The organism is Pseudomonas koreensis (assembly GCF_036668835.1).
Classification (GTDB): Bacteria; Pseudomonadota; Gammaproteobacteria; order Pseudomonadales; family Pseudomonadaceae; genus Aquipseudomonas; species Aquipseudomonas koreensis_I.
Genome location: NZ_JAZEVW010000011.1, coordinates 86,033 through 98,727, shown reverse-complemented (window position 1 = coordinate 98,727; position 12,695 = coordinate 86,033). Strand labels below are relative to the sequence as shown.

The 12,695-nt window shown below is 61.8% G+C and carries 11 protein-coding genes; 5 read left to right on the top strand and 6 right to left on the bottom strand.

Annotated features, from left to right (window positions below):
* Positions 1-54: 54 nt before the first annotated feature.
* The 4 genes from V6F91_RS24760 to V6F91_RS24745 all read right to left on the bottom strand — a co-directional run bounded on the left by V6F91_RS24760 (position 55) and on the right by V6F91_RS24745 (position 4,682).
* Entirely contained in the window at positions 55-2,481 is a 2,427-nt protein-coding gene (locus V6F91_RS24760; RefSeq protein ID WP_332769110.1) for a TonB-dependent siderophore receptor, read from the bottom strand.
* Positions 2,482-2,579: 98 nt separating this feature from the next.
* The gene (locus V6F91_RS24755; RefSeq protein ID WP_332769108.1) at positions 2,580-3,563 is read right to left on the bottom strand and encodes a FecR family protein; all 984 of its coding nucleotides are present in this window, start codon (positions 3,561-3,563) and stop codon (positions 2,580-2,582) included.
* A 38-nt stretch (positions 3,564-3,601) separates the two neighbouring features.
* Positions 3,602-4,093, bottom strand: a complete 492-nt coding sequence (locus V6F91_RS24750) for a sigma-70 family RNA polymerase sigma factor (protein ID WP_332769106.1) — start codon at positions 4,091-4,093, stop codon at positions 3,602-3,604.
* 148 nt (positions 4,094-4,241) lie between these two features.
* Entirely contained in the window at positions 4,242-4,682 is a 441-nt protein-coding gene (locus V6F91_RS24745; protein ID WP_090284624.1) for a carboxymuconolactone decarboxylase family protein, read from the bottom strand.
* A gap of 206 nt (positions 4,683-4,888) precedes the next feature.
* Between V6F91_RS24745 and V6F91_RS24740 the strand changes: the two genes are divergently transcribed.
* The 4 genes from V6F91_RS24740 (at position 4,889) to V6F91_RS24725 (ending at position 9,308) form a co-directional block, all read left to right on the top strand.
* Entirely contained in the window at positions 4,889-5,395 is a 507-nt protein-coding gene (locus V6F91_RS24740) for a sigma-70 family RNA polymerase sigma factor (RefSeq protein ID WP_332769103.1), read from the top strand.
* Entirely contained in the window at positions 5,395-6,354 is a 960-nt protein-coding gene (locus tag V6F91_RS24735; protein ID WP_332769101.1) for a FecR domain-containing protein, read from the top strand. The genes V6F91_RS24740 and V6F91_RS24735 overlap by 1 nt, the downstream gene beginning before the upstream one ends.
* 100 nt (positions 6,355-6,454) lie before the next feature.
* A complete protein-coding gene (locus tag V6F91_RS24730) occupies positions 6,455-8,875 on the top strand; it encodes a TonB-dependent receptor (protein ID WP_332769099.1) in 2,421 nt (806 codons plus the stop codon).
* 79 nt (positions 8,876-8,954) lie between these two features.
* Entirely contained in the window at positions 8,955-9,308 is a 354-nt protein-coding gene (locus V6F91_RS24725; protein WP_332769097.1) for a hypothetical protein, read from the top strand.
* Positions 9,309-9,454: 146 nt separating this feature from the next.
* On the opposite strand, the gene V6F91_RS24720 is transcribed toward V6F91_RS24725, so the two are convergent.
* A complete protein-coding gene (locus V6F91_RS24720; protein WP_332769095.1) occupies positions 9,455-11,023 on the bottom strand; it encodes a diguanylate cyclase in 1,569 nt (522 codons plus the stop codon).
* A 313-nt stretch (positions 11,024-11,336) separates the two neighbouring features.
* Positions 11,337-12,002 (bottom strand): ribonuclease T2, encoded by a 666-nt coding sequence (locus V6F91_RS24715; RefSeq protein WP_332769093.1) that lies wholly within the window; start codon positions 12,000-12,002, stop codon positions 11,337-11,339.
* A 164-nt stretch (positions 12,003-12,166) separates the two neighbouring features.
* Here V6F91_RS24715 and V6F91_RS24710 point away from each other — a divergent pair, with 164 nt between their 5' ends.
* Positions 12,167-12,640 carry a hypothetical protein gene (locus V6F91_RS24710; RefSeq protein ID WP_332769091.1) on the top strand — a complete coding sequence of 158 codons (474 nt, stop codon included), beginning with the start codon at positions 12,167-12,169 and terminating at the stop codon, positions 12,638-12,640.
* Positions 12,641-12,695 lie beyond the last annotated feature (55 nt).

The window sequence follows — 12,695 nt, the reverse complement described above, 5'->3', positions numbered from 1 at the left end:
ATCTCAGTGGTCCTGTGGGAGCGAGCCTGCTCGCGAAGAAGCCGACGCGGTCTGTCAGAAACCCACGCTTGCCTGCACAAAGAACGTCCTCGGCGCACCCACATACATCCCCGCATTGTTGTCACTGGAGCGGGTGAAGTATTGCTTGTCGAAAACGTTCTTCACGCCGGCGCCGAGCTTGAGGTTCGACAGCTGCGCGCCAAAGTCATAGCCGCCACGCACGTTCCAGGTGACGTAGCCGGGAATGTTGCCGTACTGGCCGTCCGCCGAGCCTTCGGTGATGTAGTTGCCGTTGAAGCTGCCGTCAGCGTTGACCCCGGTGCCCGGCGAGCGTTGTTGCGATTGGGCGAAGCCGTCGAGGTTCCAGGTCCAGCGATCGACGTCGTAACGCAAACCGACCGTCGCCACCTGACGCGAGTAGAACGGCAGGTCGCGGCCCTTGAAGCCGGGAATCTCGCCCTCGTACACCGCACGGGTGTAAGTCACGCCGGCATTGGCGGTCAGGCCGTCCAGGCGCGGGTCGAGGGCGGCCATGTCGTAATGCACCGAGGCTTCGATGCCCTGGTGCGTGGTCGCGCCGAGGTTGGTCCAGCCGACGTCGTTGCTGATGTATTGCAGCTCGTCGTCGAAGTCGATGTAGAACAGCGTCACCTCACCGCCCCAGACGTCGTCGTTGTAGCGCGTGCCGATCTCGTAGGTCTTGGCTTTTTCCGGATTCAGGCCGCTGGCGGTCTGATCACCCGAGCCGCCCTGGCCGAGCTGAAAGTACTGCAAGGCACCGAACGAGGTTTCGTAGTTGGCGAACAGCTTCCACGCATCGGACAGGTGATACATCACGCTCAGTGCCGGCAGCGGTTCGTTGCTGTCGATGCTGCGGCGTTTTTCCTGCACCGGCCGGTTCGACGTGTCGAGCACCGGGCGGTCGTGCCATTGGGTGCTGATGTGTTCGAAACGGATGCCCGGGGTGATCGTCCAGTTGCCGACGTCGATCTTGTTGTCGACGTAGAACGCATTGGCCTCGGTGCCGCCGGTACGGTCCTGATAAACGTGACCGTCAGAGGTGCGGGTGACCACCGGCTGATTGTTCACCAGCGCCAGACGACTGGCTTCTTCATGCATGCCTTCTTTGAGGTAGCGATAACCGACGCTGACTTCCTGAGTCGTCGGGCCAACATCGAACACATGGGAAACCCGCGGCTCGATGCCGAAGGTGTAATAGGTGCGTGGGTAAGAGCTGAGGGTTTTCTGATCGCGCGCGGCAATCGTGCTGCCACGGTAACTGTCGGAATAGTAGGTCAGCACTTCGGCCTGGGTGCGCTCGTCGATCTGGCGGATCCACTTGAACGACACGTCCTTGCGCCGGCCGCTGAAGCTGTCGTAATCGCGGTCGGACTGGAACGGCTTATCGTCGTATTGCTGCTGGGTCAGGCCACCGGGCATGTCGGCGCTGGCGTCGTAATAATGAAAGTTGAGGCTGAAATCGTCCTGCTCGGTCGGCGCCCAGTGGGTCTTGAGAATCACGTCATCGATGTCGTTGCCGTTGTTGCCCTCGCGGTAGCCGTGGCCGTTGACCCCGGAATACAGCAAGGCCATGCCGATGCCGTTGTCGGCGGTGCCGCCAAGAAACGCCGTGTCGATGTGTTTCCAGCCACCATGCTGCGACGTTTCCAGGGTGGTGCCGATTTCACCGGTGGTTTTCTCCGGGATCGCGCGAGTGACAAAGTTGATCACCCCGCCGACGTTCTGCGGCCCGTAACGCACCGAGCCGGCGCCACGCACCACGTCGATGCTGTCGAGGTTGCCCGAGGAAATCGGTGCCATCGACAGTTGCGGCTGACCGTAGGGCGCAAACGCCGCCGGTACGCCATCGATCAGCACGGTGGAGCGCGGCGACAGGCGCGACGTGAGACCACGCACGCCGACGTTGAGGGAAATATCGCTGCCGCCGGTGCCGTTGGCGTCCTGCACCTGCACGCCCGGTACGCGCTTGAGCACATCACCGACGGTCATTGCGCCCTGCTCGACCATGGCTTCGCGGCGGATCACCGTGCGCGCGCCGGGGTGGTTCTGCACCACGGCGGCATTGGCATCGCCAAGCCAGTCGCCGACCACTTTGATATCGGTCACGCCGAGCTCCAGCGGCCCATTGCTCGCAGCGGAGGTGGTGGCCGGGGACAGCGTCACCGAGCCTTCGTTGATCTGGTAATCCAGACCGCTGCCCTGCAGCAACTGACGTAGCGCCTGCTCCGGAGAGAGATCACCGTCGACCGCTGGCGACTGTTTGCCGGCCACCAGATCCGGGCTGAAAAACACTTGCAGCGAGGTTTGCTGGCCCAGCTCGCTCAGTGCCTGGCCCAGCGCCTGCGCGCGAATATGAATGGCTTCAGCGGCGAACGCCTGCGGCAGAGCAGTGCTGACCGCCAGCGCGAGGGCCAGCGGTAACCAAGGGGATTTTTTGTTATTGGCGATGGTGTTTTTCACGTCGTACAGAGTCCTGTGGATCGCAAGAGTGTGCGGCTGTTAATGCAAACCAGTTGCAGTTGAACAGGAAGACGCTGAACTCGAGAAAAACCTGAATTTTATTTTGCGATTATTTCCTGACGACCATCGGCAAGGCTGCGCACGGCCACCGGAAGAATGCTCGGCAGCGCCTTGAGCAAGGCATCAGTGTTGTCGGCGTTGAACACACTGGTCAGGCGCAGACTGGCCACGGCCGGGTCGGTTACCGTCAACGGTTGCTGCCGATAGCGCGATACTTCGGCCGCGACGTCGCTGAGGCTGGCGTTATTGAACACCAGTTTGCCGTTGCGCCACGCGGTCAGCTGCGCCGGGTTGACTGCGTAGGCTGGCGCGACTTTGCCTTTGGCATCGACATGGGTGCCGAGGCCCGCCGTCAGGCTGATAAATTGGTCGCTCGGCGCATCCCGCCCCTGCACTTTGACCGTGCCCTGCTCCACCGCCACACGGGTTTGCTCAGGGTCGCGGCGCACATCGAAACGCGTGCCGGTCACCGTGACCTTGCCGCTGTCGGTTTGCACCACGAACGGCCGCGATGCATCGTGCTCGACGCTGAACATGGCTTCGCCTTCGCGCAGCTCAATCAAGCGACGATCCTCTTCATAGCGCACCTGCAAGCGGCTGCGGCTGTTCAGGTCGATCAGCGAACCGTCCGGCAAGGCCACGTGTTTGCGCTCGCCCAACGCCGTGGCGAATTCAGCGCTGTAGCCGCCCGGATGATGCAAACCGCTGAACAGACCGAGACCGAGCGCCACCGCGAGCACACTGGCTGCCACGGCATAACGCAACAAGGGCCGGCGTGCGCGACGGCTCGGGGGAGTTTCAGCCAAAGCTTTGAGGCGTGGCGCCGGGAGCAAGTCGGCCGCCGACCACAAACCCTGCAACAACTGAAATTCGTCGCGGTGCTGCGCATGCTCATTTAGCCAGGCGTCGAAGCGCAGCTGCTCCTCGGCACTGACGTCCGGCTCCTGCAACCGCACGAACCAGCGCGCAGCATCATCGCGCACCGCGCTCGGCCCGCACGCGCAATCACGAGTATCCGTCATGGAAGATCCTGTTGGGCTGGAGGAGAAATCGCCACCGCTCATGACTGCAAGCCGTCGAGGCGATCGCGCAGATGCCGCAGGGTGCGGATCATATACTTTTCGACCATGTTCTTGGACAGCCCCAGGCGTTCGGCGATTTCCGCCTGGGTCAGGCCTTCGATCTTCTGCCAGACGAAAATCTTCCGGCAATTGACCGGCAACTCGGTGAGCGCCCGCTCGATGGAATCGGCCAACTGGATCGCATGCATGTAATGCTCCGGGTCGCCGGACGACGACGCACTGTGCTCGATGGCCTGCGATTCAAGGGCGCCACGCCGGTCCTCTCGCCGATAACCGTCAACCGCAATATTGCGCGCGGTCTGATGCAGATACGCGCGCGGCTGCTGCACCGCCGCCGAATCGGCTTCGAGTACGCGCACAAAGGTGTCGTGCGCCAAGTCCTCGGCCTGCGCGCGGTTGCGCAGACGCCGAGTCCAGGTGCCGATCAACTCTTCGTAATGCTCGAAAAAGCCGGGTCTGCGGGGACGCATGAGGTAGGGAAAGGCGCACTGAGGAAAGGGCGTGAATAGTAATGCTTCGTATTAAGGCGAAGCAATGAATTCCTCGAATGGCCGTCTATGCCGTTCGCCCGCTTGCGCTTGCAAGCAGGCGAAGGAAGATAAAGAAGCTGTCAAAAACTCAAGCCTGCGGCATTTTCCGGAATCCCACCGCCAGACGATTCCAGCTGTTGATGGTGCTGATCGCCACGGTCAGGTCGACCATTTCCTTGGGCGTGAACTGCGCGGCGACCACTTCGTAGTCTGCGTCCGGAGCGTGGGTCAGGCTCAGCTGCGTCAGTGACTCGGTCCAGAGCAGCGCGGCGCGTTCGCGGTCGCTAAAGAACGGCGCTTCCCGCCAGGCAGTGACGGCGAACAGCCGACGCGGGGTTTCGCCGCCCTTGATCGCGTCTGCAGTGTGCATGTCGATGCAGAATGCACAGCCATTGATTTGCGAGGCACGCAGTTTGACCAGTTCGATCAGGGTCTTTTCCAGCGGCAGTCTGGATACCGCCGTTTCCAGCGCCATCATCGCTTTCAGGGCATCAGGGGAAGCGGTGTAGAAATCGGTACGAGGTTGCATGGTGACTCCGGGTCGCAAGGGAATGTGTGACCACGTTAGTCCCGGCAGCGGCTTACACAAATAGCCAATATTGGCGAAGATCAGTAGGCCACTGGCGCAGAAAAATGCTGTCGGGCAATTGCCAGCGCTGAAGCGGAGCCACTAGAATGCGATCAATTCTTAATTGCACTCATGCCACGGCTGCCCGAACCGAGTATCTGCACCCCATGTCGTCCATCGACTCGCCCTTGAACCAACAGATTCATAGTCTTTACAGCGAGCATCACGGTTGGTTGCAGGGCTGGCTGCAGCGCAGGCTCGGGGATCGCTGCGATGCGGCCGATCTGGCCCATGACACTTTTTTGCGCCTGCTCGCGCGTCAGGTCGCCAAACCGCTGGGCAGCGAGCCGCGGGCACTGCTGACGCACATCGCCAAGGGTTTGATGATCGATCGCTGGCGACGTCTGGACATCGAACGCGCCTATCTGGACACCATCGCGCAACTGCCACCGGCCGAGGTGCCGTCGCCGGAAACCCGTCTGTTGATTGTCGAGACGCTGTGGCGCATCGAAGCGCTGCTGCGCGAATTGCCGGCGCAAACCCGCGACACGTTCCTGCTGTCGCAGATCGAAGGCCTGACTTACGCGCAGATTGCCACGCGCCTGAACGTGTCGCTGATCACTGTCAAACGCCATATGCGCGCAGCGTTCATTGCCTGCCTGAGTGTGACGTGATGACCTCACAGATGATCAATCCACAGATTCTCGGCGAAGCCGCCGACTGGCTGGTGCAGTTGCATTCAGGCAATGCCACGCCGGCCGATCACCAGGCGATCGCCCAATGGCGCCTGCGCAGCGCCGAGCATGCACAGGCCTGGCAGCGCGCCGAAACGCTGCTTGGGGATCTGCGCAGCGTGCCGGCCAATGTCGCTATCCAGACTCTGAAACGGGCCGCTCGCCACGAAGGCCTCAGCCGTCGACAGACCCTTACCCGCCTCGGCCTGTTGCTGCTCGCCGGCCCGGTAGGCATCGCTTCGCAACACGCACCGTGGCAGCAATGGAGCGCCGACCAGCGCACCGCGGTCGGCGAGCAAAAGAACCTGCAACTGGCCGACGGCACGCAATTGTGGCTGAACACCGACAGCGCCGTGGACATCACTTTCAGTCCGATCGAGCGCCGGGTGATGCTCCTCAACGGCGAACTGTTGATCAACACGGCGGATGATTCGAGCGCCCGCCCGTTTATCGTCGAAACCCCGCAAGGCAGCGCCCTCTCCCTCGGCAGCCGGTTCTGCGTGCGCATCGACGGTTCGCGCAGTCAGGTCTCAGTGCTTGAGGGCCGCGTGCAAATCACCCCACAGTGGCTGCAGCAGAGCAGCACGCTGAAGGCCGGCGAACGCCAGCGTTTCAAGCTCAACGGTTTCGACACGGCCGAAACGTTCGACAGCAACAGCCTGGCCTGGGACAAGGGCATGCTGCTGGCGAACAACCTGCGCCTGGACGATTTGCTCAATGAACTGAGCCGTTATCGGCGCGGTGTGCTGCGCTGCCATCCGGACGTTGCGGCGCTGCGTGTGTCCGGGGCGTTTTCCCTGCGTGACACCGATGCGAGCCTGCGCCTGCTCAGCGACACCCTGCCATTGAAGATCAGCAGCCTGACCCGTTACTGGTTGTCAGTGGAACCACGGGTTTGAATTCGAAGAAAATATCTTTACCTGTGCCTGATACCTTTTTGCGTCTCGTCCGGTGAGTGGAGCAGACTCTTTGATTCCACGCGCCCGACAGGAACGCCGAATGACTGCATTGCCCATGCCCCGCCCCGCCACCTTCCCGCTCAAGGCGTTGAACCTGAGCCTGGCCCTGGCCTTCGCCACCCTGACGCCGATGCTGACGCACGCCGCCGAACCCGTCAGCGCCAGCCACAGCGTCAATATCGGTCCCGGCCTGCTCAGCCATGTGCTGGCGCAGTTCGCCGTCAGTGTCGGCGTACCGCTGTCGTTCGATCCGGCGCAACTGGGTAATCGCCAAAGCCCCGGTCTGCAAGGCGAATACAGCGCACAGGACGGTTTCGCCAGACTGCTTGAGGGCAGCGGTTTCGAGCTGATCGACACCGCTGGCAACGGTTACACGGTAGCGCCGCAAGTGGCGGCTGACGGCGCACTCGAACTCAGCGCCACCAACGTCAGCGCCGTGCGCGACAGCGGCGATACTTATGGCGGTGAGCAAGTCGCGCGTTCCGCACAGGTCGGCATGCTCGGCAATCAGGCGGTTAACGACTTGCCCTTCAGCGTCACCAGCTACACCGCCAAGACCATGGCCGATCAACAGGCGCAAACCGTCGGCGATGTGTTGCTCAATGACGCTTCCGTTCGCCAGTCGTCAGGCTTCGGCAACTTTTCCCAAGTGTTCATGATTCGCGGCTTGCCGCTGCTCTCCGATGACATTTCCTATAACGGCCTCTACGGCATATTGCCCCGGCAGATCATCGCTACCGAAGCGCTGGAACGGGTCGAATTGTTCAAAGGTCCGAACGCCTTCGTCAACGGTGTGACCCCGAGCGGCAGCGGCATCGGCGGCGGGGTCAACCTGCAACCGAAGCGCGCAATGGAGACGCCGACCCGCAGCGTCACTCTCGACTACAGCGATGACGGCCGTGTCGGCGGGCATCTGGATCTGGGTCAGCGCTTCGGCGAAGACAACCGCTTCGGCGCCCGGGTCAACCTGATGCAGCGCGAAGGCGCGACTGCTGTCGATGAAGAAGACCAGCGCTCGTCGCTGTTCAGCCTCGGCCTCGATTATCGCGGTGAGCGTCTGCGCATATCCACGGACCTGGGTTACCAGAAACAGGTGATCAATCAGGGCCGCTCGGTGATCTACGTCGATTCGAGCCTGAAGAAAGCGCCCAAGGTGCCGGACGCCAACGACAGCTACGCGCAGCGCTGGAGCTACTCGCAACTGGAAGACACCTTTGGCATGGCCCGCGCCGAATACGACCTCGACGATAACTGGACGGCTTACGTTTCCGGCGGAGCGAAACACACCCGCGAGAACGGTGTGTACTCGTCGCTGACGGTCACCGACCTCAGCGGCGCTGCGCGTGGCGGCATGCTTTATTCGCCCCACGACGAGGACAACCAGAGTGCCATGGCCGGCCTCAACGGGCGTTTCAGTACCGGGCCCATCAGCCACCAGCTCAACCTCGGCTGGGCCGGAATCTGGGGTGAGCAGCGTTCGGCGTTCGAGACCATCGGCACGGCCAGCCGTTACACCACCAACCTGTACAACGTCACGGACAAGCCACGGCCGGCGGCCACGTCGTTCGCCAGCGACATCAACGATCCGCGCATCGTCGGCAAGAACACGCTGCGCAGCGAAGCGATTTCCGACACCCTCGGTTTCGTTGATGACCGCATCCTGCTGACCCTCGGCGTACGCCGCCAGGAACTCAAGGTCGATGGCTGGAACACCACCACCGGCGCGCGCACTTCCAGTTATGAAGAGTCGATCACCACGCCGGTTTACGGGCTGGTGATCAAGCCGTGGGAGCATGTTTCGTTTTACGCCAACCGCATCGAAGGCCTGGCCAAAGGGCCGACGCCGCCGACCACGGCGATCAACCGCGATGAAACGTTCGCTCCGGTGCGCAGCAAGCAGATCGAGGCCGGCGTGCGCGTGGACATGGGCAGCTACGGCGCCAACCTCGGCGTGTACCGCATCAAGCAACCGTCCAGCTACACCCAGGACGGCATCTTCCGCGTCGATGGCGAGCAGACCAACAAGGGCGTCGAGTTGAATGTGTATGGCGAGCCGCTGGACGGGTTACGCCTGCTCAGCGGCGCGACCGTGATGAAGACCGAACTGCAAGGCAGCAGCAACGGCGTCAACGACGGCAACCGCGCCGTCGGCGTGCCGCGCTTCCAGATCAACCTCGGCGCCGATTGGGATATCCCCGGCCTGGAAGGTGCAGCGGTGAGCGCGCGGATGTTGCGCACCGGCGGGCAATTCCTCAACGCCGCCAACACCCAGAGCATCCCGGCGTGGAACCGTTTCGACCTCGGCACGCGCTACACCTTCAAAATGGATGACCGGCAGATCACCCTGCGCGCCAATCTGGAAAACGTCGCCAACGAGGCCTATTGGGCATCGGCCAATGGCGGTTATCTGACGCAGGGCACACCGCGCACGCTGAAGGTCGCCGCCACTGTCGATTTCTGACCGCTCGTCAGCCAGCGGGCACCCGGGGTTCTGCGCGTCGGACCAATATTAGGTACATGCCCTTTTCAGGAGATGCACCATGATGACGCGCAAACTCACTTCGCTCTTGCTGGCCGGCCTGCTGGCCACGGCATCGGCCGCCAGCTTCGCGGCGAATGACAGCACCGACGCCACCGGTACCAAATCCGGCGGCGCCAGCAGCTCGACCATGCCACCGAATAACACCCCCGGCGCGCCTTCTGGTGGCAGTGGTTCCGGCGGTGGTTCCACTGGCGGTTCGGGGACCAATTCCGGCACCGGTTCCATGGGCACCGGCGTTGGCACGGGCACCGGCACTAACGGTGGCGCCAGCGGCTCGGGTTCCGGCGCGGGCGGTGGCACCGGCTCGGCTGGCGGCGGCTCTGGCGGTGCGGGCGGTGGCTCGGGCAGCTGAACGAACAAGAGCCATCCCAGATAACAGACTCACCGTTGTGGGAGCGAGCCTGCTCGCGAAAGCGGTTTATCAGTCGACATCTGACTCACTGACACTGCGCTTTCGCGAGCAGGCTCGCTCCCACAGGATTTGCCTCAGGTCGACAGTCAGCGATCCGAACGCATCAATTCGGCAAATCCGCTGTCCAGCGACAGCACCGCCGCGCGATTGCGGCCGGCATTTTTTGCCTGATACAACGCCGCGTCCGCACGCTGGATAAAGACTTCCGGGCTGTCATTGCCGCTCGGTATGAACGCATAACAACCCAGACTCACCGTCAGGTACCCGGTCGGCGAGCCGCTGTGAATGATGTGCTTGTCGATCACGCTGCGACGAATCTGCCCGGCGATCGCCAGCGCACCGTTGATATCAGTGTCCGGCAGCAACACGGCAAACTCTTCGCCTCCGTAACGCACGGCCAGATCGGACTTGCGCTGGCAACACGTCCTCACCACCTGGGCAACTTGCGTCAGGCATTGGTCACCAGCGACGTGGCCGTAGGCATCGTTGTAGCGTTTGAAAAAATCGATATCGAGCATGATCAGGCTGACCGGACTGACCTGTCGTGCGCCACGGGCAAACTCGATTTCCAGCGAGCGCTCGAACAGGCGCCGATTGGCCAACCCGGTCAGGCTGTCGTGCGTGGCGATCTGTTCCAGCGCCCGTTGCGCCTTGCGCAGGTTTTTCTCGATGCGTTCGCCATTGCGCACCTGATGAATGAACACCCAGCCAAACAGGCCGACGCCGAGGATCACCAGCGCGACGATCACGCTCGATTGAAATGCACGCTCTGACCAGCCCTTGAGAATCGTGTCGCGCGAGGTCGCCGCCGACACCAGCAGCGGGTACGAGGCCAATTGCCGGTAGCCATAAAGACGCTCGGTGCCATCGACATATGAATTGAGCATCGCCGTTCCGGCCTGGGCATTGGGCAGCAGCGCCTGGAAAATCTGCCCGCGCGCCACCGAAGTGCCGATCAGCGATTCATCGAACGGCCGCCGCGCAAGCAACGTGCCGTCAGTCAGAGCGAGGAACATGATGCCGTTGTCGTCGAGGCTGAAGCTTTTGAAGAACTGATCGAAGTACGACATCTTGATGCCGGCCAGCAACACACCCTCGAAATTGCCGGAAGCGTCATTGATGCGCTTGGAGATCGGGATGATCCATTCGCCATTTTCGCGGCTGCGAATCGCCGGCCCGATGTGCGCCAGCGTCGACGCGTTCTGCTGGTGAAACTTGAAATACTCACGATCGGCAACACCGTTGCCGCGTGGCAGTTCGGCAAACGAGGTGATAACCCATTGCCCGTCGCGATCGAACAGAAAAATGCCGTGCAACTGCGTCAGTTGCTGCGCACGCCGGGCGAAGATTCGCTGCAAACGCGATTTTTGCGCAGCACCGTAACCGTCATCCTCGATCCAGTCGACCAGGCTGGTCATCACCAGGTCTGCGGCCAGAAACGTGTCCTCGGCCTGCTGCGCCATCGCCCGGGTCAAATTGCTCGACGCGGCCTGCGCCGCCGCCAGATCCTGACGCTGCGACTGCTCCAGTTGCAGATACAACAAGCCGGACAGGCACAGGCTTACCGCGACGATAAACAGCACGGCTGCTTTACGTAACGGCAGACGCTTAAGCGCGCCGGGGGCCTGTTGCGGATCGTGAAGGGAGATAGGCAAAAGCAATTCCTGGGCAGATACGACAAGGGCGCCAGCGCAAAACCCTTATATTCTCGGAGCGTAGCCCACCGGGATGTACCCGGCAAACGCAGCGCTCCTGCCCGTTATATCGGCGTGCGCCGAGATTGGATGATCGCGTTTCGTCGATTTATTTTTGCGGCGTGGGCAGGTGGTTTATGCGCTGGATGCTGAGAGGAACTGCGGGGGAGTTCGCCTGGAACTCCCCCGGAAATTCTCGGTCGCTTCAAACCTTCAGGCAAAAAAAACAGGCCCCTTGTCGGGCGCCTGTTCTTCATCGCTGATACTGCTCGGATCACCGCGACGGCGGTACTCGGATATCGCCCGCCCGGCACTGGGTTTTCACGCCTTTGCCGCACGCCGCGAACTGTAGATCCTTGCCCATGCACACGCGCACTTCCGAGAGTTCCGGGCCGCTGCAGATCACTGCGACACCATCGGCCGGAATCCCCGGGTTGGCATTGCGGAACAACTGGGCAATCTCCTGCGCCTCGAAGTAATACGAGGTGCTGAACGGCTGCAGCTCGTCCGGGATTTTCACCGCCGCCACGGCCTTGTCCGCTTCATCCAGATACCCCATCGCGCCGAGGCCGCTGCAGGTGCCGTGCTTGGACCATTCGTGATCGAGCAGTTTTTTCGTTGGAAACAGGGTCAGGCCTTTGCTGGTTTCCGCCGCCGACAACCTCGTCAGCGGTGGGCAGGACTGCGGCCAGCCACCGGCAGCATATTGCGGCCACAGCCCATGCAGCACGAAGCCATAGCCCTTGCCGGAACACTGCACATCATCTTTATGCGTCAGGCAAAACGTCGGCGACCACGACAGCGCCAGCAGGTAGTAGTCGAATACCCCCGCCACCGATTCCGCCTGGGCCTTGCTTGATTGCGATTGGCGCGCCGAACTCAGGCCGATGCTACCGGCCGTCAGCGCAATCACTGCGAAAATTGTAAACAGCTTTTTCATCTACCCACTCCTTGGGACGCCTGCGTCCATGGTTTAGCTCCGGACCCGACCGGGCCAGCGCTGATTTCGCCACGCTTGTGTTGCAAGCGCATGACGCAAGGCAAAGCCTGACGTCTTCGCAGGGTCTAGGATTAACAGGCAGACATCCAACCAAGGGATCCGACATGAGTAAAGCAGACGAACTCGCCGCCAAACTCAAGCACGTCCATGCTGACGACATTACTTGCGCCGAGCTGGAAATCGATTGCTGGCCCGCTCAGGTGTATGACTTGTACCACCGCATCGAAGAATGGTTACAGCCCGTCACCGAGGTCGGACTGAAGATCCGGCGCAATCCTACGCATGTTTGCGAAACTTCACCGGACGGTGAAGCCCATGACTACGCCATCGACCAGCTGATCATCGAAGCCAATCGCCACAGCCTGACCTTCGATCCGATTGCGCGGTTTACCGAGGATTGCTGCGGACGGGTGCAAATCACCCTGCCGGGCAGGGACACGTTTCTGTTGCGCACCGTCGATGAACATCACGAAAGCCATTGGTGGCTGCAGACGGTCGAAACCGGGCACGAACTCGATGCGATTGCCTTGACGGAGAACAATCTGATGCAGGTGGTGCAGGAAGGGTTGGGGCTTTGATCTGCACCTTAGGCCCCGCCGGGCAGCCCTTGGCAATATGGCTTGCGCGGTGAAC